Annotated in this window: 17 protein-coding genes; 3 read left to right on the forward strand and 14 right to left on the reverse strand. The window is 65.4% G+C overall.

Features of this window, described 5'->3' with window-relative positions:
* Nucleotides 1-111 precede the first annotated feature (111 nt).
* From LGN19_RS05210 to LGN19_RS05260, 11 genes are all read right to left on the reverse strand, one after another.
* Entirely contained in the window at nucleotides 112-2,358 is a 2,247-nt protein-coding gene (locus tag LGN19_RS05210) for a hydantoinase B/oxoprolinase family protein (RefSeq protein ID WP_226213473.1), read from the reverse strand.
* A 14-nt stretch (nucleotides 2,359-2,372) separates the two neighbouring features.
* On the reverse strand, nucleotides 2,373-4,502 hold the full coding sequence (locus LGN19_RS05215; RefSeq protein WP_122947359.1) for a hydantoinase/oxoprolinase family protein: 2,130 nt from the start codon (nucleotides 4,500-4,502) through the stop codon (nucleotides 2,373-2,375).
* A 19-nt stretch (nucleotides 4,503-4,521) separates the two neighbouring features.
* Nucleotides 4,522-4,986, reverse strand: coding sequence for an acetone carboxylase subunit gamma (locus LGN19_RS05220; protein WP_011354810.1), 465 nt, complete (start codon nucleotides 4,984-4,986; stop codon nucleotides 4,522-4,524).
* Nucleotides 4,986-6,983: a hydantoinase/oxoprolinase family protein gene (locus LGN19_RS05225; RefSeq protein ID WP_226213474.1), complete on the reverse strand. Its 1,998-nt coding sequence runs from the start codon at nucleotides 6,981-6,983 to the stop codon at nucleotides 4,986-4,988. The genes LGN19_RS05220 and LGN19_RS05225 overlap by 1 nt, the downstream gene beginning before the upstream one ends.
* Before the next feature lie 252 nt (nucleotides 6,984-7,235).
* Nucleotides 7,236-8,051 carry an SDR family oxidoreductase gene (locus LGN19_RS05230; protein WP_174956224.1) on the reverse strand — a complete coding sequence of 272 codons (816 nt, stop codon included), beginning with the start codon at nucleotides 8,049-8,051 and terminating at the stop codon, nucleotides 7,236-7,238.
* A gap of 34 nt (nucleotides 8,052-8,085) precedes the next feature.
* Entirely contained in the window at nucleotides 8,086-9,171 is a 1,086-nt protein-coding gene (locus LGN19_RS05235; RefSeq protein ID WP_226213475.1) for a porin, read from the reverse strand.
* 539 nt (nucleotides 9,172-9,710) lie between these two features.
* Nucleotides 9,711-10,247: a MarR family winged helix-turn-helix transcriptional regulator gene (locus LGN19_RS39740; protein ID WP_226213476.1), complete on the reverse strand. Its 537-nt coding sequence runs from the start codon at nucleotides 10,245-10,247 to the stop codon at nucleotides 9,711-9,713.
* Nucleotides 10,248-10,299: 52 nt separating this feature from the next.
* Nucleotides 10,300-10,968: a TetR family transcriptional regulator gene (locus LGN19_RS05245; RefSeq protein WP_226213477.1), complete on the reverse strand. Its 669-nt coding sequence runs from the start codon at nucleotides 10,966-10,968 to the stop codon at nucleotides 10,300-10,302.
* 98 nt (nucleotides 10,969-11,066) lie between these two features.
* Complete coding sequence (gene adeC, locus LGN19_RS05250; RefSeq protein WP_226213478.1) at nucleotides 11,067-12,515, reverse strand: AdeC/AdeK/OprM family multidrug efflux complex outer membrane factor; 1,449 nt, start codon at nucleotides 12,513-12,515, stop codon at nucleotides 11,067-11,069.
* On the reverse strand, nucleotides 12,512-15,670 hold the full coding sequence (locus LGN19_RS05255) for an efflux RND transporter permease subunit (RefSeq protein ID WP_226213479.1): 3,159 nt from the start codon (nucleotides 15,668-15,670) through the stop codon (nucleotides 12,512-12,514). Before LGN19_RS05255 ends, adeC begins: the two co-directional genes overlap by 4 nt.
* A gap of 11 nt (nucleotides 15,671-15,681) precedes the next feature.
* Entirely contained in the window at nucleotides 15,682-16,842 is a 1,161-nt protein-coding gene (locus LGN19_RS05260) for an efflux RND transporter periplasmic adaptor subunit (RefSeq protein WP_413227180.1), read from the reverse strand.
* 970 nt (nucleotides 16,843-17,812) lie between these two features.
* Between LGN19_RS05260 and LGN19_RS05265 the strand changes: the two genes are divergently transcribed.
* Nucleotides 17,813-18,781, forward strand: a complete 969-nt coding sequence (locus LGN19_RS05265) for a LysR family transcriptional regulator (protein WP_226213480.1) — start codon at nucleotides 17,813-17,815, stop codon at nucleotides 18,779-18,781.
* A gap of 96 nt (nucleotides 18,782-18,877) precedes the next feature.
* Here LGN19_RS05265 and LGN19_RS05270 read toward each other — a convergent pair whose 3' ends face one another.
* The 3 genes from LGN19_RS05270 to LGN19_RS05280 all read right to left on the reverse strand — a co-directional run bounded on the left by LGN19_RS05270 (nucleotide 18,878) and on the right by LGN19_RS05280 (nucleotide 22,413).
* Nucleotides 18,878-19,537, reverse strand: coding sequence for a TetR/AcrR family transcriptional regulator (locus LGN19_RS05270; protein WP_226213481.1), 660 nt, complete (start codon nucleotides 19,535-19,537; stop codon nucleotides 18,878-18,880).
* A 364-nt stretch (nucleotides 19,538-19,901) separates the two neighbouring features.
* Nucleotides 19,902-20,996 carry a potassium channel family protein gene (locus LGN19_RS05275; protein WP_226213482.1) on the reverse strand — a complete coding sequence of 365 codons (1,095 nt, stop codon included), beginning with the start codon at nucleotides 20,994-20,996 and terminating at the stop codon, nucleotides 19,902-19,904.
* Nucleotides 20,997-21,078: 82 nt separating this feature from the next.
* Nucleotides 21,079-22,413: an NAD(P)/FAD-dependent oxidoreductase gene (locus tag LGN19_RS05280; RefSeq protein WP_226213483.1), complete on the reverse strand. Its 1,335-nt coding sequence runs from the start codon at nucleotides 22,411-22,413 to the stop codon at nucleotides 21,079-21,081.
* 224 nt (nucleotides 22,414-22,637) lie between these two features.
* Between LGN19_RS05280 and LGN19_RS05285 the strand changes: the two genes are divergently transcribed.
* A complete protein-coding gene (locus LGN19_RS05285) occupies nucleotides 22,638-23,492 on the forward strand; it encodes a helix-turn-helix domain-containing protein (protein ID WP_122947402.1) in 855 nt (284 codons plus the stop codon).
* Between the two features lie 125 nt (nucleotides 23,493-23,617).
* Nucleotides 23,618-25,285, forward strand: a complete 1,668-nt coding sequence (locus LGN19_RS05290) for an ATP-dependent helicase (RefSeq protein ID WP_226213484.1) — start codon at nucleotides 23,618-23,620, stop codon at nucleotides 25,283-25,285.
* The last annotated feature ends 11 nt before the right edge of the window (nucleotides 25,286-25,296 follow it).

Raw genomic sequence — 25,296 nt, forward strand, 5'->3', positions numbered from 1 at the left:
TTCCAGTTCAGCATGAGGCCGGGCGGCCGTCGATCACGCAACCGCCGCCCGTCCTGCAGGAAAAATCGTTCGGCGCGGCGGCCCCCGCCGCGCCTCGGCCATGGCACCGGCTTATGCCTGCGCCGCCTTGCCGGCCAACTGCGCCTCCAGCTCCGCGATGCGGACATCCTTCGGATCGAGCATGAATGCCCCCTGTATCGCGTCCGCCGGCATCCTGACGCGCTGGCCCAGCGTCGTCGCGTAGATCTCGGTGCTGTCGTTCCAGCTACCGAAGTACGGCAGCGTCGCAGGCGGTTCGGGCGTCACCCAGGTGTCGCAGAACGCGTCGAACGGCTTGCCGCGCGCGATCCGTGCGAGCCGTTCGGCCGCCCGCGCTTCTGCCGTCGCCTCGACATCCACGACCAGCGTCTCCTCGTCGTAGACGACCTTGTAGATGTCGCGTGCGTTCTCGTGCGACATCAGCTCCTCGAGAAGATCCTTCATCACGAGCGCCGGATCGCGTTCGAGCACGTCGCCATAGCCGCCGCCCGAGCCCTGGCAGATCATGTAGATCTCGCCCTCGTTGCAGATCTCGAACGTCATGCCCATGTCGTGGCTGCTGTACTGCGCGCCCGGAATCGGCCGCTTGTTCATCAGCTCGACGATGTCGAACGTGTCGACGGCCTTCGGGTTCTCCTCCAGTACCTTGAAGATGTTGATGCCCTTGATCTTCATCAGCTGGTAGCTCGGGCACGAGTAGCCGCCGAACAGCCCCTGCGCCGACGGGAACTTCGAGCCCTCGCAGCCCGTCATGAAGCCCCACAGGCCCGAGCCGCGCGCGGTCGCGATCTGCTCGTAGCCCATCCCGCCGCGATACTTGCCCCAGCCGATCCGGTCCTTCGCGAGCCGCTGCGCACCGAGGCGGATGATCGGCGTATCCTCTTCCGCGATCTCGTGCTCGCCCGTGTCGCACATGAAGCCGAACACGGGCGAGATCGAATGCTCGCCGTCCGCGTGGCTGCGCGCGCCCTGCCCGTTGCCGTTGATGTCCGCGCAGAAGTTGCCGGTCACGTCGCCGTGCTGCGTCAGGCCGCCGTAGATGAACGTCGCCGCCTGGTCGTACTGCGACGCGATCACCGCCGAGTAGCGGTGCGGCAGGCTGTAGCTCAGCTTGTTCATCGGAATCGTCCACACGACGCAGCCCTTGAACAGCGGCATCAGGCTCATCGCCTGCGGCATCTCGCCTTCCGCATCGAGGATCGAGTTGCGATCGGTGATGATCTCGATCGGCGACAGCACGGCCATCGTATGCGGCAGGTCGGGCCAGATGTTCTGCAGCAGGCCCGTGCACAATGCAGCCTTGAACGACGCGATGTTGGTATTGACCGAGCGGTTCATGAACTGCGGCGCCGAGCCGCGGAAATCCATCACCATCCGGTCGCCCTTCACGGTGATCGCGCACGAGATTTTCTGCAACGCGTTCTCGCGCAGGCTGGAATCCATGAACTGCAGCACGCGCGTCGTGCCGTCGGGCAGTTCGCGAATGCGGCGGCGCATTTCCGTTTCGACGTCTTCCAGGTGCGTGCGCAACGTGCCGATCAGCGCGTCGCGACCATACTGGTCGAGCAGCGCGATGATCCGTTCGCGCAGGCGCAGCACCGCGTGCAGCTTCACCTTCATGTCCTCGAGCTGGAGGCGCGGGTCGCGCACCGAGTTCTGCAGGAACGTGACGAGGTCGCGCTTCAGCTCGAAGTTCTCGACGATCTTGAACGGCGGCATCTTGATGCCTTCGTCGTACTTGCTCTCCGCCTTGGCCGGGAGCCCGCCCGGTTCGGTCGAGCCGTTCTCGCCCTCGTGGATCGTCGACGACAGCCAGCACACGAGTTCGCCCTTGTAGAACAGCGGCATCATCATCGACTGGTCGGTGTTGTGGATGCCGCCGTAGCGCGCGTCGTTGTGGATGAAGCCGTCGCCGTCCTTCACGCCGACCGTCGGGTCGTTCACCCAGTTCTTGATGATGAAGCGGATCGGATAGAAGCAGCACGCGGCGAACGCGATGATCCCGTGCGGCGCGATCATCGACAGGTCGCCCTGCGCGGTGTAGATCGCGGTGACGAGGTCGCCCCACTTCGCGCCCGGCGCCGCGCCCATCTGGTTCACCATCGTGAACGCTTCGGACAGCGCCGAGTTGATCAGCCCGCGCACATGGTGGACCTGGTGCGGGTCGACGCCGCGCTCCAGCACGTCGTTTTCCACCTTCGAGCGCGGCAGGATGCTGTGATTGCGCATGATCTCGGGATCGGGGCCGAGAAACAGCGTGTTGTCGGCGATGAACTTGTCGAGCAGCGCCCGGTCTTCCGCATTGATGTCGTTTTGCATGTCGAACTCCTTGCTTACTTGCGCAGGAACCACGCGCCGCCCTGGGCCGTCGCCTGATAGATCCAGCCCGGCTCGACGAGGAACGTCGTCGCGCGTGTCGTGATGACGGCCGGCCCTTCGATCTGCGTGCGCTCGGCACGCGCGCGGTCGTCGTAGATGGCGGTACGTTGCGGGCCGTCGTGCCCGACGAAGTGACAGTCGCGGTAGCCGACCGGCTCCGGCGGCGGCAGCGGGTTGTCGCTGACCGCGAGCTTCGCGAACTTCACTGACGGCTGTTCGACGTACGCACATACGCGCAGCGTGTTGATCCGCACGCCGGTTTCCGGGCTTTGCGAGCCGTCCCCGAAGCGCGAGCCGTAACTCTCGTGGAACAGCTCCATCAGCGTCAGCACGTCGCGCTGCGTCTTCAGGCGCGAGATCGGCGTGACGACGGCCGTCTGCACGCGCTGGTTGCCGTAGCGCATGTCGAGTTCGAGCCGGTAGCGGATCTGCGACGGGTCCATCCCCTGCCGTTCGAGATCCTCGCGCCCGCGCCGCTCGAGTTCCTCGACGCCGCGGTTGAACGTGTCGAAATCCAGGAAGAACGACTTCGTGTTCGGGTTGAACAGCACGGTCCACGTGTTCATCTCGTGGATATGCATCTGGTTCACCGTCCCCGCACCGCATGCGGAGAACGTCGACGAATACGGCGGCGCCAGCACTTTCGCAACCCCGAGCGCGGACGCGATCCCGCACGCATGCAGCGGCCCGTTTCCGCCGTACGCGAGCACCGTGAATTCCTTCGGCTCGAAGCCGCGCGTGCGCAATTCGGTGGCGATGCCGTTCGCCATCGATGCGTCGACCTGCTTCTTGATCAGCTTGGCGGTTTCGATCACGTCGAGATCGAGCACGTCGCACAGGTCGTCCTGCATCGCCTGCTTCGCGCGGCGCGGATTCAGCGGAATGCGGCCGTTCGCGTAGTTCTTCGGATCGAGATAGCCGAGCAGCAGGTCGGCGTCGGTGACGGTCGGATGCTGGCCGCCCCGGTCGTAACACGCGGGCCCCGGATCGGAGCCGGCCGATTGCGGGCCGATCTCGACCGTCTTGTACATCCGCTCGTAGCGCGCGATCGAGCCGCCGCCCGCCCCCAGCGCGACGAGGTGCACCATCGGCACGCTGACGAGCCAGCGGTCGATCACCGGGTTGAAGTCGTAGAACTTCTGCCCGCCCTGCACGACGATCCCGATGTCGAAGCTCGTGCCGCCCATGTCGGTCGCAACGACGTTGCCCAGCTCGGCCGCTGCCGCCAGGTACTCGCTCGCGGCGATGCCCGACACCGGCCCGGAGTGGACGGTCTGCAGTGCGTCGGTCGAGTTGAGTTGCGCCATCCCGCCCGAGTTGTGATTGACCAGCATCGGCTTCGTATAGCCCTGCTGGCGCAGGTTCAGCTCCAGCGTGCCGAGCCCGTGGTACATGATCTGATGCAGGAACGCGTCGATGATCGACGACGTCGCGCGCGAATACTCGCCCTTGCGGCCGACCACCTGGTGCGACAACAGCATCGGAATCGCACCGAGCATGTGCGCCGGGTACTCCTCGAGGAAAATCTCGCGCACGCGCAGCTCGTGCACCGGGTTCACGACGCTGTTCGTGAACATCACGACGAGCGCCTGCGCGCCGGCGTCGACGAGTTCACGGATGCGCAACCGCACGTCGTCCTCGTCGAGCGTCCAGAACACCTGGCCGACGTAGTCGACACGCTCGCGAATCTCGCGGATCAGCGGAATCGCCACGAGCGGCTCCGGGCGCGCGGCATTCGGAATGTCCATCTGCTCGTGTTCGGACAGCCCTTCCCCGTAACCGCGGGCACGCGACAGCGGCACCGTGTGCTTGAAGCCCGTCGTGACGAGCAGGCCGACGCGCGGGCCCTTGCGCTCGATCAGCGCGTTGGTGCCGAGCGTCGTCGCGTAGCGCACCGAATCGACTTCGGACAGCAGCTGGGTCGGCGTCAGTTCGAGCTGGCGGCACGCGTCCGCCAGCGAATCGTTGAAGCCGACCGCCAGATTGTGGTGGGTCGTGAGCGACTTGCCTTCGACGCAATGATCGCCCCATGCCACGAAGCAATCGGTGAAGGTGCCGCCAATGTCGACGGAAACACGTTTCATGATCGAATCTCCCCGTGGCTCAAGTGGACGACGCGTCGGTGCCGGCACCGACTGCGTGGCGATGATGGGCGGCTGCATGCAGCGCGCGCTGCAGCTTCACGCGTTCGAGTGCAAGATCGGGCGCCTGCGCGGGCTCCGTCATCTCTTCGCGATCCTTCCATTGCAGCTTCAGCGCGTCGATGTCGAGATCGATGTCGTGCAGCGGCGGATGGCCGGGCGGCAGGTATTCGGCTTCGACGAGCACGCCACATTCCGGGCAGTAGTATTCGAGAATCCGGCACCAGTCCGGGTCCGGCGAGTACGTGCGCGCGTAGCGGTTCGGATCGAGCAGCGGCTTGTGAATCTCGCGCGGATCGCGATCGTGGACGAGCAGGCCGCGTTTGTAGTTGTCGCGCGCGCTGCCGTGCGCGTGACCGCAGCGCCGGCACTCCCACTGTTCCGTGCCGAGATCGATGCGCAGGGTTTCGGTAATCAGGACTTTCATTATTCGTTCTCCGTGCCGCGACTGAGCAGGATGTCTCCGGCGGAATTGATGTCGAAATGCCAGCCGGCGTCGATGCGCCCCGTGAAGAAGGCTTCCTCGAGTACCGCCGGGCCGGCCGCGCGTACCGCAATGCCCTTCGGCTGATCCTCGACGCGGTACAGCGGCAGGTCGACTTCGCGGCCATCGACCACGACGTGCCGCGTGCCGTGCGCAACCGCGGGCTGGTGGTCGGCTTCGCCGAAACGCCCGTCCAGCGTCGCTTGCGGCATGCGCTTGATCGCGGTCAGCGACACGGACAGCGTCGCGTCCGGCGCAAGCCCGGCCGGCAGCGTCGTGCCGTTCACCGCGTACTCGGTACTCCGGCCGTCGGCGCCGGTCGCTTCGACCGTATAGACCAACCGGCACTCGTCGATCGCCGCGTCTTCACCGAACATCGCACGCGACGCCTGCGTGAACAGCGTGTCCATCGCCGCAGCGAGTGCGCTGTCGGTCGCTTCGGCAAGCGGCGCCGAGAAGCTGTGACCCACATCCGAAAAGCCGATTCCGTACGCGGAAAACACGGCCGCCAGCCCCGGAATCAGCACCCGCTTCACGCCGATCGCCTCCGCAACGCGGCACGCGACGAGCGCGCCCGCGCCGCCGAACGCGGCAAGCGTCGTGTCGGGCCGAATCGGTGAATACGCGGTGAGGCTGTCGGCGACTTTCTTCACCCACGCGGCTTCCATCGCGGCGAGCGCTTCGAGGTCGCCCATCTTCAGCGGATCGGCCACATGCGCATGAATCGCCTGGCGAGCACGCGCCTTGTCGAGCTGCAGCTTGCCGCCAAAGAACGACGCGGGATCTAGCAAGCCTGACAGCGTGAACGCATCGGTGATCGTCGCCTGCGTGCCGCCCAGGCCGAAACAGGCCGGCCCCGGCGCGCTGCCGACGCTTTCCGGCCCGACCGCGATGCGTTCGCCCTGCACGCGGATGATCGAACTGCCGCCGACGCCCGCGCTGACCACGTCGCACAACGCGAACGACGTCGCGACGCCTTCGACGCTGCCGTGCCGGTCCGCGCGCACGCCCCGTTCGTCGACGACACCGATGTCGGTCGTCGTTCCGCCGATGTCCATCGACAGCAGATGCGTCAACCCGTAGTGCCGGGCCAGCACGCGCGCGCCTTCCATCCCGCCGCGCGGGCCGGAACTGTAGGTCTTCAGCGCGATCGTCTTGGCGACGCGTCCCGCATATCCATCGTTGCGGAACACGAGCAGCGGGCTCTGCGCGCGCGCGTCGCGCAGCTTCTGTTCGGCGCTGTAGAGAAAGCGCTCCATCGCCGGATGCAGGAACGCGTTGAACAGCGCGGTCCACGTGCGGCGCACGTCGCTCGCATCGTCGGCGATTTCGTGCGCATACAGGATCGGCAGTGCGCCGAGCAGGTGCGGCGGAAAGCTGCGCAGCAGCCTGCGCTTCAGGCGCTGTTCGAGTTCGACACGCTGCGGGCCGCCGATCGCCACGACGAGCCGGTTGGCCCCCGACGCCGCGAGTTCGCCGACCGCGCGCACCACGTCGGCTTCGGGCGAATCGCCGGACAGCGTGATTGCGCGGCTGCCGATCACCGCATCGAACAGATCGGCGGCGCCGTCGGCGTCGCGCACCTGCGCGGCCGACAGCGTCCCGCCGACCACGAGCCCGAGCCGCGGCCCCTTGCGCTCCACGAGCGCGTTCGTCCCCTGTGTCGTCGAGTAGCGGATCGCAGCCGTCGACAACAGCAGCGCCTCCAGGTCCTCGTTGCCGTAAATCGCCACGGACGCCTTGCGCAGCCCGTCGAACAGGCATTGCGACAGGTCGTGCGGCGTGGTCAGCGTTTTCGTGCGGATCACGTTGTCGCCGTCCATCACGCAGATGTCGGTCAGCGTGCCGCCGTTGTCGATGTTGATCAGGCGATGCCGCGCGGTCCGTGTGCCGGACGTGCCCGATACCGCGGGCTGGATCGAATCGGTTGGGATTGTCATGAGCTCTCTCGCTTCGTGATCGGCCGGTTCAGGCGCGGCCCGGCTGCCGTGCCCGCGCGGCACGGCGCGTGTCGATGGGCTCGCGCGGTTCCGTCATGCAACCGTGCGGCGTCGGAAAAGGAAGGGAATGCACGTCGTCTCCTGTCTGGTTATGTTCGTCGTGGGATCAGTGTAGGCAGCGGCCTGTCGGCTGCCGCCACCCGTCCGGGTAGTTATCGGGTATGGATTGCCCGTATCGGTCGCGCTCGCGCGTCAGGCACCGGCCGACGCGTTCGCGCCCGCCCGTTCGATCGCCGGTTTCACGCTGTCGATCGCACCGCCGCCGTCACACGGAATCACGGCGCCGGACACGTACGACGCATACGGCGATGCAAGGAACAGCGCGAGATTGGCTATGTCGTCGGTCGTGCCGAACCGGCGCAGCGGCACGGCCGACTCGGCCAGCGCGAGTTCGTCGTCGGTGCGGGCGATCAGCTTGCGAAAGCCTTCCGTGCCGTCGATCGGGCCCGGCGAGATCGCGTTGACGCGCACACCGTCGGCGCCCCATTCCAGCGCGAGCACGCGCGTGAGTTGGTCGATACCGGCTTTCGCCGCGGAAGCGTGTGCCTGATGGCGCATCGGCACCGTCGCCTGCGGCGCGGTGATGCTGATGATCGACGCGCCGGGCTTGCGCAGATGCGGATAGGCCTGCCGCATCACGTTGAACGAGCCGACCAGGTCGATATCGATGACCGTGCGGAATCCGTTCGCCGACATCGCATTCGCGTCGCACAGGAAATTGCCCGCCGCGCCCGATATCAGCACGTCGATCGGGCCGAATTCGCGTGCCGCATCGCCGAGCGCGGTGCCCACCGCGTCGAAATCGCGTACGTCGGCGCATGCGCCGTACACCGATGCATGCGTCATGCGCAGCGTCTGCACGGCAGCGTCGACGTTCTCGCGTTTGCGGCTCGCCACGCTGACAGCCGCGCCGCATCGCGCGAAGGCTTGCGCGATGCCGAAGTTGATGCCGGTCGTGCCGCCGAAGACGAACACGTGGCGTTGCTCGAAACCTAACTCGATCTGCATGCTGCCCTCCTGTCGATATCTGGGAACCCCATCGTCAGAACAGGTGGCGCACGCCGAGCACGGTGCCGAACGTCGACCCGTTCGCGCCGTACAGCGCGCCGTTCGTCGACAGCCCCGTATTCATCTTGCCGTGGTTGTTCACATAGCCAAGCTGCCCGTACAGCAACGTCGCCTTCGACAGGCTGTAGGTCAGCCCTGCCGCGGCCATGATCGAGTGATTGTTGGTATCGTTGCCGTCGCTCGTGTACCAGACGCCGGCATCCGCGCTCACGACCGGCGTGAACTGATAGGCGGCGCCGCCGCCGTAGACGCGGCTGTCGAACGAACCCGCGATCTTGTAATTGACGTACGCGGCTTTCACCGTGAGCGCGTCGTACTGATAGCTCGCGCCGAGCGTGCGCCCGGTAAACGGCACCGTGCTCGGCACCGGCGTCGATGCGGCCGTGCCGCCCGCATTGCCGTTGTACATCGCGGCGCTGACGAGCAACGGCCCAAACGTGTAATTGAGGCTCGCCGAATACTGCCGGCCCGCCTGGAAATCGCCGGCCGTGCCGCCGAGCGCAAACATCGCACTGCCCTGGAAGCCCGCCACCACCGGGCTCGTGTATGAAATCGCATTCGCGTTGAAGATCCCGGTCACGAGCACGCCGCCGACATAGATCGGCACGCCGCTGCCGAAGTACGACACGCTGCGCGCATCGGTGGCGATCAACGACAGCACGAACGGCGAGAACTGGACGCCGGCCTTGACGGTGCCGTAGCCGCTTTCGATCCCGACCCACGCCTGCCGGCCGAACAGATTGCCGTTCGAATCCGCATAGCCGCCGTTCGACACGTCGATGCCGCTTTCGAGCGTGAAGATCGCCTTCACGCCGCCGCCGAGATCCTCGGTGCCTTTCAGGCCGAACAACGACGGTGTCATCCCGCCAGTGATCATCGATACCTGGTGCCCGGCATTCAGCCCGGTCTTCGGATCGATCGCCTTGCTCGTATAGAGGATGCCGGCGTCGACGACACCGTAAAGCGTGACACTGCTTTGCGCATGCGCGGGCAACGCGGCGGCGGCCAGCAGGATGCCGGCAACGGACGCGAAACGTTTACGGGAAGGGATGGTCGTCATCGGGGATGTCTCCTGTTCTAGTCTCTGTTTGTTGGATTTCAGTGCTTCGCTGGTGCGAATGCCCGTCGGACCGGATGCCGCGGCTTGCCCGGGCCCGTTCGACGCGCGGCGGAGTCCGGCCGGCCGTGCACATTGATCGACAGGATTGCCGTCGACGCGAATGCGTCAATCGGAAGCAGAACGAAACAAATCACGTCCCGCGTGCCTGTTTTTTGGCGCGGGAGTCACGACCCGGCGGTATCGCCGCCGTTCTGTCGCGTTGTTTCCGGAAAGGAGTGTAGGTTTGGGGGGGACGGGTGGCAGCTACCCGTTCGGGTAGTTTGAGAGCATGGATTCCCCTGATCGGGGGGTGTGCAGGCCAGCGTGGGCAACACCGGCCAATGCATGCGCGACGGCAAAGATATTACGAATTACTTTCGCGCAAGCCTGACCCGGTCACCCCGCGCGGTACGGGAACCCGTACGCTCGCCGCCTTCAACTCCGGGGAGGTACGGGCGAAGTCCGTATTTCGGTACGTACGAAGGACCCGGCCATGACGTTCATCCAGCCGCATCGCCCCTGGCAGCATTGATGAGCATGCGCGACAGCAAATTGTGCAGCATTCGACACTCGTCGTCGCTCACGAAGGCGCTCAACTCGCGCTGAATCCTGTATTGCATATCGCGCCACGCAGCCGCGATCCGGCGCCCGTCACACGTGAGCGACACGTAGACGATACGGCGGTCATCCGCGTTTTGCGTTCGCAACGCGAGATACTGCGACTCCAGCCGGTCCACGAGGCGCGTCACCGCACTGCGGGCAATGCAGCAGGCATCGGACAGTTCGCCCGCCGTCAACGGTTTCCCGCAATCGAGCACGTTCAGGATCGACGCCTGCGACTTCGTCATGCCGAGCGCCTGCTCGACACGCCGGTCGACGTACCTGGACCGCGACGATTCGGCGGCCGACAGCAGTTGCGCGATGGACATGCCATGGCGAATCCCTCCCGGTTGTCCGGACTCCGAATCCGACATTTCCGGCGCCATTTCATTGCATCCTTCGTTAGCGATTTCAAGCTCTTTCGAGTCGGGATTCACGACAACACGCGCGGAACCCGGCCCAGCACCGTTCACCGGCCCCCTGGCGCATTCATCCTTGAATCAGCGTCCGGACGACTTCGGTAATTTCAGCCATGTCCGGATTGCGACGCCCGGGCCGCGTCAACTCCCGATGCAGCAATCCGCTCAACGTCGCGTGAACCACGCTGGCGATCACCGCCGGTTCATGTTCGCTCACCAACTGTCCGGCCGATGTCGCACGACGCAACCATGCATCGATGCGCTGTTCCGCCGCGTACGCAGCCTGGCAAACACGTTCGCAGAAAACCGCCGTTTCCTTCGCGTTTTCGCATCGCGTGTACGACAGCGTGTACAGCCGGCGGGACAGTTTCGAACGTGTCGCCATCCGCCAGCACGCACCGAGTGCATCGATCAGCGCGTCGAGCTCATGCTCCGCATCGAGTCGCGAGGCAATCAGGAAAGGATCCAGCGGGATCGCCGCATCGGCGAAGATGGCATCGAGCACCTCGAGCTTGTTCTCGAAGTGCCAGTACACGGCGCCGCGCGTGACGCCGGCCCGGCGGGCGATTTCCTCGAGCGACGCATGCGCGAAGCCACGGTCGAAGAACACACCCTGTGCCGACTCGACGATGATGGCCCGTGTCGCCTGTGCCTGTTCACGGGTTCGTTTCACCATAACGTTTCCGAACGTCCATCCGGGTCGGGATGGCTCGCCTGTTACATCGCAGCGGCCCGGCAAGGGCATGCGATTGCGTGCCCCGGGTGTCGGGGCACGCATCCTGAATCACCGAACGGGCCGGGCCCGCTGCGGTGTCCTGCTTCACGTCAGCGCACGGGTCAACCCGGCGGATGCGCAGCTTGCCCGGTCGGCACGTCGGCTTTCACGGTCCGGTCCTGCCAGCCGCCGCCCAATGCGCGGTAGAGGTCGACCGTGTTCGTCATCCGCGCCAGCCGAACCTTCACCAGATTCTGCCGCGCGTCGTACAGCGACCGCTGGTTGACGAGCACGTTCACGTAGCCATCGACACCCTCGCGATAGCGTACGTCGGACAACCGGTACGCCGACTGGCTCGCCTCCACCAGCAGGCGCTGGGCCGTTTCCTGCTGGCCCCAGGTCGCCCGCCCGTCGAGCGCATCGGACACTTCGCGAAACGCCGTCTGGACCGCCTTCTGGTACGTCGCGACTTCGATGTCGCGATTGACCTTCGAGACGGCCAGGTTCGCGCTGTTGCGCCCGTAGTCGAAGATCGGCACGCTGATCGTCGGCCCGAACGACCACGCCGCGCTGCCGGGATCGAACAGGTTGCGCAACGATGCACTGGCCGTGCCGCCGCTGGCCGTCAGCGAAATGCTCGGGAAGAACGCCGCGCGGGCGGCGCCGATGTTCGCGTTGGCCGCCATCAGCTGATGCTCGGCCGCCATGATGTCCGGCCGCCGCGCGAGGAGATCCGACGGGAGCCCGGCCGGCAGATCCTCGTCGAGCCGAACCGTCGCCAGCGATTCGCGCGACAGCAGCGCATCATCGAGCGGCGCGCCGACCAGCAGCGTCAGCACATTGATGTCGGTCCGCACCTGCCGCTCGTACTGCGCGAGATTCGCTTCCGCGGCACGGACGGTCGTCTCTGCCTGACGCAGATCGAGCAGCGACGACGTGCCGTTCCGGTACCCCGATTCGACGATCTTCAGCGACGCGCGCTGGCTGGCGAGCGTATCGGCCGTCAGCGACTTGATGTCCTGGTCGGCCTGCAGCGTCAGCCACGCGGTGGCCACCTCGGCGATCAGGCTGATCTGGGTGGCCTTGCGTGTGGCCTCGGTCGCGAGATACGTCTGCATCGCCTGCTCCGTCAGGCTCCGGATCTTGCCGAACAGGTCCAGCTCGTACGACGCGACACCCCCGACGTTGTAGGACCGCGTGACACCGGCCTGCCCCGTCGTCGACAGGTCCGACGGCAGCCGCTGGATCGACCCGGACGCACTGGCCGACAACGTCGGCAGCAGGTCCGCCCGCTGGATCCGGTACTGCGCGCGCGCCGCTTCGATGTTCAGCACGGCCACACGCAGGTCGCGGTTGTTTTCCAGCGCCATGCCGATCAGCGTCTGCAGGTGCGGGTCGGTGTAGAAGTCGCGCCAGCCGACTTCCGCGGCCGACGGCTGGCCGGCGGTGTCCTGCGCGGCCGTCGCGTACTGCGCGGCGACCGACGGGTCGGGACGATGATAGGTTGGGATCATCGTGCAGCTCGCCATCAGCAGCGCCGCGGGCAATACCGCAAGTTTCAGGATCTTCATGCGGTCACCTCGTCAACCTTGTCGATGTCGTCGGCCTTGTCGGCCTTGCCTGTCTTGCCGCGCGAGAACAGGCCTGTCACCAGCACATAGAACAACGGCACGTAGAACACAGCCAGGAACGTCGCGGTCATCATCCCGCCGACCACGCCCGTGCCGACCGAATGCTGGCTACCCGAGCCGGCGCCGTTCGAGATCGCGAGCGGCAGCACACCGAGCACGAACGCCATCGACGTCATGATGATCGGGCGCAGCCGCAGCCGTGCCGCCTGAGTAGCCGCCTGCATCAACGACATGCCTTCTTTTTCGTACAGCTCTTTCGCGAACTCGACGATCAGGATCGCGTTCTTCGCCGACAGGCCGACCGTCGTCAGCAGGCCCACCTGGAAGAACACGTCGTTCGTCAGGCCGCGTGCCAGCGTGGCGACCACGGCGCCGATCACGCCGAGCGGCACGACCATCAGCACCGAGAACGGCACCGACCAGCTCTCGTACAGCGCGGCAAGACAGAGGAACACGATCAGGATCGACAGCGCATAGAGCGCCGGCGCCTGCGAGCCCGACAGCTGTTCCTCATAGGACAGCCCCGTGACCGCCAGCCCGAATCCGTTCGGCAGCTGCACCGCGATCTTCTCGATCTCCTGCATCGCTTCGCCCGAACTGTGGCCGGCTTTCGGCTGGCCCTGCAGTTCGACGGCCGGAATGCCGTTGTAACGCTCGAGCTTCGGCGAACCGTATTCCCAGTGCCCCGACGCCACCGCCGAGAACGGCACCATCTGGCCGTTGCTGTTGCGCAGATACCATTTGTACAGATCCTCCGGGCCGACGCGCGCATCCGGCACGCCCTGGACGTATACCTTCTTCACCCGGCCGCGATCGACGAAGTCGTTCACGTACTGGGAACCCCAGGCGGCGGTCATCGTATCGTTGATGTCGGCGATGCTGACCTGCAGCGCACGCGCCTTCTCATCGTCGATATCGATGTGGAACTGCGGCTCGTCGTTCATGCCGTTCGGGCGGACGTTGGCCAGCAGCGGATTCTCGTGCGCAAGCTTCAGGAACTGGTCGCGCGCCGCCATCAGCGCGTCGTGGCCCTGACCGTTACGATCCTGGAGATACACGTCGAAGCCCTGCGAGTTACCCATTTCCATGATCGCCGGCGGCACGATCGGAATCACGATGCCGTCCTTGATCTTCGAAAACGCCGCACCGGCACGCTGTGCAAGCCCGAACACGCTAGGGTCGCTACCCTTGCGCTTGTCCCACGGCTTGAGCGCGACGAAGGCCAGCGCAGAGTTCTGCCCGCGCCCCGCGAAGTTGAAGCCGTTCACGGTATAGACCGATTCGACGACATCCGCCTCGTCCTTCAACAGGTAGTCACGCACCTTCGCCAACGCGTCCTCGGTCCGTTCTGCCGATGCATTGCCCGGCATCTGGAGCTGAACGAACAGCGTCCCCTGGTCTTCGTCCGGCAGGAAAGCCGTCGGAATGCGCGTGAACAGGAAGCCCATGCCGACCACGATCAGCAGGTAGATGACGATGTAGCGCCCCTTCTTGCGCAGGATCGCCGCGACTGCGCCTTCGTAGCGGTCGGTACCACGGTCGAAGGTTCGGTTGAACCACCCGAAGAAACCCTTCTTCACATGATTATCGGCATCGCCCGGCTTGAGCATCGTCGCGCACAACGCCGGCGTGAACACCAGTGCAACCAGCACCGACAGCGCCATCGCCGACACGATCGTGATCGAGAACTGGCGATAGATCACGCCCGTCGACCCGCCGAAGAACGCCATCGGCAGGAACACGGCCGACAGCACCATCGCGATACCGACCAGCGCGCCCTGGATCTGCCCCATCGACTTGCTGGTCGCTTCCCGCGCGCTCAGCCCTTCCTCGGTCATCACGCGCTCGACGTTCTCCACCACGACGATCGCATCGTCGACCAGCAGGCCGATCGCCAGCACCATGCCGAACATGGTGAGCGTGTTGATCGTGAAGCCGAACGCGGAGAGCACGCCGAACGTGCCCAGCAGCACGACCGGAACGGCCAGCGTCGGAATCAGCGTCGCGCGGATGTTCTGCAGGAACAGGTACATCACCAGGAACACGAGGATGATGCCTTCGATCAGCGTCTTGACCACTTCGTAAATCGACGCGTGAACGACCGGCGACGTGTCGTACGGAATGACGATCTTCACGCCCGGCGGCAACAGCGCTTCCTGTTCCTTGAGCAGTTTCTTGACCGATTCCACCGTCTGGAGCAGGTTCGCGCCGGTCGCCAGACGCAGTGCGATACCGGCCGACGGCTTGCCGTTGTACATACTCGAGATCGAGTAGTTCTCCGGCCCGAGGCTCACGGTCGCGACGTCGCCGAGCTTGACCTGCGAACCATCGGCATTCACCTTGAGCAGGATCTGCTTGAACTCGTCGGCGGTACGCAGGCGCACCTTCCCGATCACCGTCGCGCTCAGTTCCACGCCGCGCCGCGTCGGCAGGCCGCCGAGCTGGCCCGACGACACCTGGACGTTCTGCGACCGGATCGCGTTCGTGACGTCGAGCGGAGTGAGCGAGTAGCTGTCGAGCTTCGCCGGGTCGAGCCAGATCCGCATCCCGTACTGCGAACCCATCAGCAGGTAGTCGCCCACCCCTTTCGTTCGCAGGATCGGATCCTGGAGGTTCGACGCCAGATAGTTGCCGAGGTCGCCGCTCGACATCTTCCCGTCTTCGGAGACGAGCGCCGCGACCATCATGAAGTTGATCTGGTACTTCACAACGCGAATCCCCTGCTGCTGCACTTCCTGGGGCAGAAGCGGCGTCGCGAGCGACAGCTTGTTCTGCACCTGGACCTGCGCGATATCGGGGTTGGTGCCCTGGTCGAACGTCGCGACGATCGTCATGCTGCCGTCGGCGTTACTTTCCGACGACATGTAACGCAGCCCGTCGAGGCCGTTGAGCTGCTGCTCGATCGGCTGGACGACCGTGTCCTGAACCGTCTGCGCGGACGCGCCCGGATAGCTGACCGTGATCGACACCGCGGGCGCCGCGATGTTCGGATACTGGTTGATCGGTAGCGAACGAATCGCCAGATAACCGGCCAGCATGATGACGATGGCGATGACCCACGCAAAGATGGGTCGCCTGATGAAGAACTGTGACATGCGCGCTCCGACTAGCTGCCGTTTGCCGTGGACGGCGCGGCAATGCGCGCGTCACCCAGGTCGACATGGACGTTCGTCGCGGGCACCGCAACGACCTTCATGCCGACCTGCAGTTTCTGCACGCCTTCGGTCACCACGCGTTCGCCCGCATTCAGCCCGGTGCGGACGAGCCACGTATTGCCGACTGTCCTGTCCACCGCGAGCTGCTTCAGTTGCACCTTGCCGTCGGCACCGACGACCCAGGCCACCGGCGTGCCCGTCGTATCGCGCGTGATGCCCTGCTGCGGCACCAGGATCGCGTCCCGTTTGACGCCCTCGTCGAGCTTCGTGCGCACGAACATGCCCGGCAGGATCTGGTGATCCGGATTCGGGAACTGGGCACGCAACGTCACCGAGCCCGTGCCTTCGTCGACACTGACTTCGGAGAACTTCAGCGTGCCGCCGTGCGCATACGACGTGCCGTCCTCGAGCAACAGCCCGACACTGGCCGCCCCTGCGCTGACCGTCTGCAACTGGCCGTCGGCGAGTTCCTTGCGCAGGCGCAGCATGTCGGACGACGACTGCGTCACGTCAACGTAAATGGGATCGAGCTGCGTGATGACGGCCATCGACTGCGCCTGGCCGTTCGTGACCAGTGCGCCTTCCGTCACGAGCGAGCGGCCGATGCGCCCGGCGATCGGCGCGTAGACCTTCGTGTAGTCCAGGTTGACCTTCGCGGTATCGAGATCGGCCTGCGCCTGGCGGTACGAGGACACCGAGTCGTCGTACTGCTGGCGGCTCACCGCGTTGTCGGCAAGCAGTTTTTCATTGCGCTCGGCGAGATGCTGCGCCGATACCAGCGCGGCACGCGCCTTTTCGTACGCGGCCTTGTACGGCGCATCGTCGATCTGGTAGAGCTGCTGCCCCTGCTTGACATCCTCGCCTTCGACGAAGAGCCGCCGCTTGATCAGGCCGTTGACCTGCGGGCGCACCTCGGCGACACGCCACGAATTCGCGCGACCCGGCAACAACGACTTGAGCGTGATCTCCTGCGGCTGCAGCGTGACCACGCCGACCTCGGGGACGGCCGCCACCGCGGTTTCCTTCTTCTGGCATCCGGCGACGGCCATCGACCCGACCACGACACACGTCGCAAGCAACGCGCTTCTCTTGGGAATGATCATCCGGTACATACAACATCCCTCACTGTTCGTTTCATGTTTCTCACTCTCAACGTTGCGAATCCGGCCACCACCGGGGAAGCCCCTCGGCGCGCCGGGCTGAACGACAAGTCCGGTTCGTCCATCCATATGGACGCCTGCGTGGCGCATCCGCCATCGCGACGCGCATACGATCCGCCACACGCAACCTCGAATCGGCAACGGGCACCGGATTCGACGATTTCTGCGCGCAGCATGACTCCCACCCATTACGTAGGTGTACTGATCTATAAGAAAGGACGTTAACGGTCCAGAACATCCCGCCCGTTAACGCACGACCCGACGCAACGAATCACCGCGTCCGAATGACGCGGGCGATGCGGCGGGACATCCACCCGACGGAGTAGGCATGCAGCCCGGGTTGCCGGGCGCCTGTCGTGCCGGGGCGGAAGCAAAGCGCGCTGCGCGCTATCCGTCCCCGATGGCCGGAATCCTCATGGTCGAAATTTATTCATCACTTGTTGATTTAATGCGATGGTAGGGCATCCGTCGCGACGCTGTCAACCGTTCGATCGTCACGCCACGCGGTATGACGGCACGCTCGAGGCAGCGCGAAGCCAGGCGCCAGCGGCGCTCATACGGCAGAACGGGTAGCAGATAGAAGTGCCACTCAGATCGGGGTAACGAGGCGCCAGGTGCACCGTCGGGCGACGGATTTCAGCGATTGCACCACCCGAACGGAGGGTCGGCGTCGAACCTGGCGAGCATGCCGCCAGCGCGACCGCCGGCCTTTGGCGCCGGCTCGATCGACGCGCTCAGACGTCGTGGCGTACATGACAGCGGGAAGCAGGTCGCGGGCACGCTTCACGCATGACCATTTTTGCGATATCATTTTATTCAACACGTGTTGAATAATGTCGGCAAACGACGCCGACGACCGTTCCCATGCACATGCCGAGCCCGTCGATTGCCGGGCACGACTTGTCCGGGATGGAAACGACGCGTGAACCCGGAAACCGAAATGGACAAACTTCAATCGATGCGGTCGTTCGTACAGGTCGTGAACGACGGGAGCTTTATCCGTGCGGCCACCAACCTCGGCATCTCTCAAATGATGATCAGCCGTCGCGTCAACTGGCTCGAGGAACAACTGGAAAGGCGCCTGCTCGTCCGCAAAACGAGAAGTGTGTCCCTCACGGATTTCGGGCGGATGTATTACACGCGTGTCAGCGACATTCTGGCGAAGCTCGACGAAGTCGAGCACGCGGTATCGGTGCCCACGCTCACGCCGTCCGGAACCCTGCGCGTGGCGGTCTCCGTCGGCCTTTCGCTGCGGCACCTGTCGTCGTGCCTGCGAGACTATTGCGATTCGTACCCGGAAGTGGTTCCCGTTCCCGTGCTGGTCGATCGCCCGGTCGATCTGGTCGCAGACGGATACGATGCCGGCATCGTCGACCTGTCGTCGTTGTCATGCACGAGCCTCGTCGCACGAGCGGTCTTCAGCTCGCCGCTCATCGCGTGCGCATCACCCGACTATCTTCAACGGCGCGGCGAGCCGACGCGCCCGGAGGCGTTGTCCGAGCACGCGTATCTCGCGATCTCGGGCCCCCAGCGCGGTAAATCCGAGCTTCAACTGGACAGTGCCGACGGCACCGTGACGATCACGTGCCATCCGGCCGTCGTGGCCAACAATATCGATTTTCTGATGCAGATGGTCCTGTCAGGTGCAGGCATCGCGTTGATCCATCCCGCACTGGTTGAGCGGGAACTCGAAAAAGGCACGCTGAAGCGAGTCCTCCCGGATTACTGGGCGCCCGCGCCCACGTTCGGCATCGTCTACCCGAGCCGTCGCCACTTGCCGGCCAAGGTGCGAACCTTCATCGACCATCTGCTGGCGACGTTCGACGAATCGGCGGCCACACCGCACGCCCCTGCACCGGCTCGATGCCAGGCCATCGCGGTTGGCGCGTGACAGCCCCTGCCCGCGCTGCGTCATGCGCCCCGCCCCGTGACTTCCGTGCGTCACATGCCGCCGAGACCTTGCGCCCCGCTCGGCACCGCTGCCGCACTATCGCAGCATCCCCATTACGATATCCAGGACGCCTTGCTTGAATTTCTCAGGGTGGTCGGGCAGCGTTGAAAACTTCGCGAACACGTGGCCATAGGAGATCGTATTGCTGATCGCATTCACGATCATCGCGTGCATCAGCTCGGGATCGTGAGACTTCATCTTTCCGGCTTCGATTGCATCCGCGAGAAGCGGAATGAACGCGTCACGATAAGGGCCGAGCAACCGTTCCACGAGCACGTTCAAGCGCTCGCCGTGCTCCGTCGTGGCGGTCGAGAAGAACATGCCGATATCCGGGTTGGCGAACACGTTGTCGATGAACAGTGTCAATGCCTGTCTGATCCGTTCGATCGGCGACATCCGGCTGTTGCGCAACTGGGTCGTCATCTCGATCAACTCCGCCAGCTGCGCGGCCAGCTGGTCGACGACCGCGATCCACAGCCCTTCTTTCGATCCGAAATGATGGGCCATCAATGCAGGATCGACGCCCGCGAGACCAGCAATCTCCCGTACGCTGGTTGCAGCGTAGCCCTGCTTGGCGAACCGCTGCCGCGCACATCGCAGCAGCGAATCGAATCCCACGTGCGACGTGCCGGACGGGCGGCCTCGGGTACGTTTGGCGGCAGGCTGGCGCTTGGCCGAAGTATCGGAGCTGGACATGCAGGCGTGACATCGAGGGCGGAAAGAGGTCGAAGTATACCAAGCGCATGGTGCCCGCCCCAGGCCGTTACCGTCGCAGATACCGCACTCGACCCAGGACGCTGGCATGCTGCTTACGCTTTCTCTTCGCGACTGCGGTTTTGCAACACGACCAGTCCGATCACACGCGTCACTACAACAAGCGTCGAGTCCTTGCTGGCATCGTTGATGAGATCTCGACGACGCATTTGATATCGATCTACGTGGATTCTCGTTGCCATAGATCGCCTACACAGCGCCTACGCGACAAAATATAAACACGCAATCACAAAACCGTTCGCCATCAAATCATGGACATCAATAGACTTTCCAGAACGCCCATCCTTCAAATATCCGGATCGGGAATCCGCGCCGACTGGATCACGACCAGCGTGTCCCCCGCCTCGATCCGGCACGGCGGGTCCTCGTAGAACGAAAAGATCTTCCCGCACCGGTCGAGCCCGACGACGATCGCGCCCGGCACGACGTTCGTCATGCAGCCGACCTCTTGCGGCATCGCCTCGCGCTCCAGCAGCGTCGCGCGGCCGCGCGTCGACAGCATGTCGTTCACGAACGGCACGATATAGCGGCTATGCACGGCATCCGCGAGCAGCAGCGCGCCGATCTTCGTCGACGACACGATCACGTCCGCCCCCGCCTGCCGCAGTTGCCGCTGGTACAGGTTCTCCTGGATCCGCACGACGATCTTCGTATCGGGTGCGATGCTGCGCACCGACAGCGTCAGCAGGATCGCGGTCGGATCGTCGGTCACCGAAATGATCACGGCCTTCGCTTCACGCACCTGTGCCTGTTGCAGCAGATCCTCGTGCGCGGGATCGCCGAGCAATCCTGCCACGCCGAGCGACGTCGCGGCCTCGATCGCCTGCTGCTGCGAATCGATCACGATGAGCGTCGCCGGATCGACGCCGCTCTCGAGCAGTTCGCGCACCGCGATCGACCCCGACAGGCCATAACCGCATACGACGATGTGATCGGACAGTTGCTTTTGCAGGCGTTTCATGCGGAATTCCTCGACGACGCGCTGGATCACGAACTGATACGCCGTGCCCAGGAAAATGAACCAGATGCCGATGCGGATCGGCACGATGAAGAACGCATCGATCAGGCGCGCCCGTGCGGTGACGGGCACGATGTCGCCGTAGCCGACCGTTGCGACGGTGACCATCGTGAAGTACACGAGATCGGCGACGGTCATCGGCGTGCTCTTGGTCGAATCGCGCAACCCGTCGCGGTCGAGATACAGCACGAGGAACGCGAGTGTGCACAGCAGCACGACCGCGCCGATACGGAACAGCAGCGTGCGCCGCGGCGACGTCGCGGGACGCGTGAACAGCGTGCGCGCACGCGGCGCCTGCCACGGATTGCGGGCGCGACGCAAGCGTGAGCGCAACGAGCGGCGCTGAGCGGAGGGCGAAGCCAACGGGGAATCTCCTGAAGGATGCGGGCTCGATTCTACGATGGGTCGGCCGCGACCGGCCGACGTCATCACGTCGATTCGTCCGTTACAGCATGCTGCGCGGCCGCACCATCGTTCCGTCGACGAAGCGCTGCGCGCGAAACGCCGACAGGTCGAGCGATGGCGCGCCCGTGTCGACCCATTCGGCAAGCAGCCGCCCGACGATCGGCCCCATCGCGAAACCGTGGCCACAGAACCCCGTCGCAATCGCGAGCCCGGACGGCGTGCCCGGCGCATCGATCACCGGAATGCCGTCGGGCAGCACGTCGATCAGGCCGGCCCAGGCCTCGACGATCTGCGCATCCTTCAGCGCGGGGAATATGGCCTTGAGTTTCGCGAGCGCGCGCGGCGCATGCGCACGATTCGGCTGTGGCTGCGGATCGCGCGGCTCGATCGGCCCGGTCGCACCGTTGATGCGGGCAAGCGCATCGCGCCACGCAGCTCCGTTCACGTGCAGCCGGAACTTGTCGCGCTGCGACCAGAATTCCGGCCAGAACAGGCTCAATCCGCGCAGGTGGCCGAGCGTCAGGTCGACGTCGACCTGCATGTCGTCGGCGAGATTGATCGCGCCATTCTTGCGCTGCCGGATGCCGAGGCCGTGCCCCCACACCGTCGACGCCGACACCGGCGGCACCACATTGGTGCGCATGCAGGTACCGCGGACGGCCTGCTGCGGCAGCCGGATGCCGACGCCGTCGAGCAGCCGGAAGCTGGTCGCGCCGGCCGCACAGATCACGCGACGCGTGCGGATCGTGCCGCGCTCGGTCACGACCCCGACCACCGCGCCGCCGGCCGTCTCGATCGCGGTCACGCCGCAGCCTTCGAAGAAGCGCGCGCCAGCCTCGGCGGCCCGCGCGGCGAACGCGGCGGCCACGCGGCGCGGCTCGGCCTGGCCGTCGGTCGCGGTGTACAGCCCGCCGAGCGTGCGTGCCTGCGACGAAAGGCCGCTGACGCGCTCGTCGATCTGCGCGCGCGTCAGCGTCCGCGTGTCGAGCCCGTGCTCACGCGCGACGGCGAGCCACGCGTTGAACGACGCCCAGTCCGTTTCGTTGTCCGCAATATAAAGACAGCCGCCCTGCCGCCATTCGAGATCAAAACCGAGGATTTCCTCTAGCCCCTCCCAGATCCGCATGCCGGCCATCATCAGTGGCACCTCGGCCGCTTCGCGGCCCTGCTGCCGCACGAAGCCCCACGCACGGGTCGACTGCTGTCCTGCGATGCGTGACTTGTCGAGCACGACGGCCTTCAGGCCGCGCAAGCCCAGGTAATACGCAGCGGCGCAGCCCATGATGCCGGCACCCGCGATCACGACGTCGGCTTCTGCCGGGAATGGCGTGCCGGCGAGGGTCAGGGCATCGTGCAGCGGATAAGTTGTCGTCATTGTTTCCTGTCAGGCGTTAATGCATCCGGATACGGACCGCGGTGGTAACGTCGTGACACACCTTTCACACAAACGCATCTTTCACGACGCTGAATACCGACCATTTTGCGGTAAAGTTATCTTTTCCGCGCGTGGCCGGTCGGCTCGCCCCTGGACGTCTTGAAGACTGTCCGTCGAGACTGCCGAAAGGCGTCGTTCTGAACGTCACGATCCGTTCCCGTAGCATGACCACTGAAGCAATCACCACGGATTCCCTCGCGGTTGCCGAGCGCGTGCGCGAGCTGATGACCCGCAACGGCATCGGCAAGCGCCAGCAGACCACCGAGCTGTGCCGCATCCTCGACCTGAGTTTCTCGCAAGGCCATCGCAAACTGCGCGGCAGCAGCCCCTGGACGCTCGCGCAAATCAAGAAAGTCGCCGAAGCCTACGGCGAACCCGCCGCCCAGCTGTTCGGCGCGCAGACGCTCGACCCCGGCATGGTCGGCGCCTATTCGCAGGAAGCCGTCCTTTACGCGGGCGTCGCCGAGATTCCGTGCACCGCATGGATCGGCGCGCCGCTCGAAGCCGGCGCACGCCCCGAGTTCGTCGCGTATGAACAAAACGGCCGCTGGCGCGTGCTGCGCCACTCCGGCGTGCTGTACCAGAACGCGTACGACGTGCACAAGATCGAGATCTATCCGCGCCGCGCGGAGAGCGACAAGCTCGTCGTCGCGGTGATCGACCCCGATCGCGTCAGCGCGACCGAGCTGTGCCGCTATCTCGAACGCCAGGGTTTCGCGACGGCCGCATTCGACGGCCTCGCGCCGTTCGTCGACGCGCTTCAGGGCCAGGCGTTCGACGCGGTCCTGACCGAATGGCTGTTCGACGACAGCACCGCCGCCACCGCGATCAAGGCGGTGCGCACGTCCGACAACCCGGGTGCGCCGATCTTCGTGCTGACGGGCGACCTGCTCACCGGCCGCGCGAGCGAGGCCGACATCAGCGAAGTGATCCGCGCGTTCGACGTGGTCTGCTACGAAAAGCCCGCGCGCATGGCGATCCTCAGCGCCGATCTCGCCAAACGGCTCGCGCGCGGGTAACGCCCCCGGGCCGTCCGCCTCCGGACGGCCAGCGTCCGCGCGGCACGGCGGTCGTGAACAGGTTCATGGCTCGGTACAATAGCCGCACCCGTTCACGCCCACGCCGGCTTCCGCCGCCCGACGCCATGGCCCGCCTCATCCCCGACGACTGGAAAAGCCTCGCCGCGACCGGCGCGGCCGAACGCGAGCGCGAAACGCTCGCCGCGCTCGAACACGCGCTGCCCGACAGCTACACCGTGTATCACGGCGTGCACTGGACCCGCGCCGACCAGGCATTCTCGGTGTTCGGCGAAGCAGCGTTCGTCGTCGTGAGCCCGGCCGGCCGCGTGCTGCTGATCGAGCAGAAAGCCGGCTTCCTGCGCGAAACGCCGAAGGGGCTCGTGAAGGTCTATCTGCAGAAGGAACGCAATGTCCCGATCCAGCTCGCGCGCACGCAGGAAACGCTGCACCGGCGCCTGACGGCCGCGCTCGGCGCGGGCGTCTACGGTGTCGAGGCGCTGCTGTACTGCCCCGACTACGCGATCCGCGACGCGTCGATCGCCGGCGTCGCGGCCGACCGCATCGTCGATGCGTCGCGCAAGGCGCAGCTCGCGCAGGTGATCCTGCAGATCCTGCCCGAGGACGACGAGCACTTTCCGAACGCGCCGAAGCTCCACCATTTCCTGGCCGACGAGCTCGCGCTCACGCCCGACACGAGCGCGCTCGTCGGGCAGGCCGGCACGCTCGTCACGCGGCTGTCGGGCGGGCTCGCCGCGTGGGCACGCCAGCTCGAATTCGCGCCGTTCCGGCTGCGCGTCACCGGCACGGCCGGCTCGGGCAAGACCCAGCTCGCGGTGCAGGCGATGCGCGATGCGGTCGCGGCCGGCAAGCGCGTGCTCTACGTATGCTTCAACCGGCCGCTGGCCGACTACATCGCGCGTATCGCGCCGCCCGGCGCGAAGATCGCGAACTACCACCAGCTGTGCGACTGGGTCGCGCGCGACGGCGGCTATACGCCCGACTTCCAGGTACCCGGCGAATTCGAGCGGCTCGAAGCACGCTTCGCGGAAGCCCCGATCCCCGACCACTGGCGCTTCGACGTGCTGGTCGTCGACGAAGGGCAGGATTTCCATGCGCCGTGGGCGGCCGCACTGGAGCGCTTGCTGGCACCGGATGGCGCATGGTGGTGGCTGGAAGATCCGCTGCAGAACCTGTACATGCGCGAACCCGTCGCGCTGCCGGGCTGGGTCACGCTGAAGGCGCTCACGAACTACCGCAGCCCGCGCGACCTGCTCGAATTCGTGCGCGGCATCGTCGGCCGGGTCGAGCCGCTTGCAGCCGAGCTACGCTCGGGCAGCCCGTTCGACGGTTCGGATCCGTCGGTGTCGGCATACGGGGAAGAAGGCGCGTCGGGAGACGCACTGGCCAACGCCTGCATCGATGCGACCAAGCGGGCGATCACGCACGCGCTGTCGCTCGGCTTCCGCAAACAGGACATCGCGCTGCTGTCGTATCGCGGCCGCGAAGGCTCGGTGCTCGCGTCGCTCGACCAGCTCGGCCCGCACCGGCTCAAGAGCTTCACCGGCAAGTACGACCTGTTCGGCAACCCGGAGTATCGCGAAGGCGACGTGCTGCACGATTCGATCTACCGCTTCAAGGGCCAGTCGGCGCCGTGCGTGATTCTCACCGAGGTCGACTTCGACACGCTCGACGCGCGTGCCGCGCGCAAGCTGTTCGTCGGCGCGACGCGTGCGACGATGAAGCTGCTGATCGTCGCGTCGTCACGCGCGGCCGCGCAACTCGCGGCCGTCTGAGGTAACGGGCG

Origin of the sequence: Burkholderia sp. AU30198 (assembly GCF_020419825.1) — a bacterium.
In the GTDB taxonomy this organism is placed as follows: domain Bacteria; phylum Pseudomonadota; class Gammaproteobacteria; order Burkholderiales; family Burkholderiaceae; genus Burkholderia.

Coding starts and splice junctions, on each gene's coding strand:
- LGN19_RS05285 (WP_122947402.1), top strand. CDS start 22,638: ATGACCACTGAAGCAATCACCACGGATTCCCTCGCGGTTGCCGAGCGC.
- LGN19_RS05255 (WP_226213479.1), bottom strand. CDS start 15,670: ATGTCACAGTTCTTCATCAGGCGACCCATCTTTGCGTGGGTCATCGCC.
- LGN19_RS05270 (WP_226213481.1), bottom strand. CDS start 19,537: ATGTCCAGCTCCGATACTTCGGCCAAGCGCCAGCCTGCCGCCAAACGT.
- LGN19_RS05280 (WP_226213483.1), bottom strand. CDS start 22,413: ATGACGACAACTTATCCGCTGCACGATGCCCTGACCCTCGCCGGCACG.
- adeC (WP_226213478.1), bottom strand. CDS start 12,515: ATGAAGATCCTGAAACTTGCGGTATTGCCCGCGGCGCTGCTGATGGCG.
- LGN19_RS05210 (WP_226213473.1), bottom strand. CDS start 2,358: ATGCAAAACGACATCAATGCGGAAGACCGGGCGCTGCTCGACAAGTTC.
- LGN19_RS05260 (WP_413227180.1), bottom strand. CDS start 16,842: ATGTACCGGATGATCATTCCCAAGAGAAGCGCGTTGCTTGCGACGTGT.
- LGN19_RS05235 (WP_226213475.1), bottom strand. CDS start 9,171: ATGACGACCATCCCTTCCCGTAAACGTTTCGCGTCCGTTGCCGGCATC.
- LGN19_RS05290 (WP_226213484.1), top strand. CDS start 23,618: ATGGCCCGCCTCATCCCCGACGACTGGAAAAGCCTCGCCGCGACCGGC.
- LGN19_RS05225 (WP_226213474.1), bottom strand. CDS start 6,983: ATGACAATCCCAACCGATTCGATCCAGCCCGCGGTATCGGGCACGTCC.
- LGN19_RS05215 (WP_122947359.1), bottom strand. CDS start 4,502: ATGAAACGTGTTTCCGTCGACATTGGCGGCACCTTCACCGATTGCTTC.
- LGN19_RS05220 (WP_011354810.1), bottom strand. CDS start 4,986: ATGAAAGTCCTGATTACCGAAACCCTGCGCATCGATCTCGGCACGGAA.
- LGN19_RS05230 (WP_174956224.1), bottom strand. CDS start 8,051: ATGCAGATCGAGTTAGGTTTCGAGCAACGCCACGTGTTCGTCTTCGGC.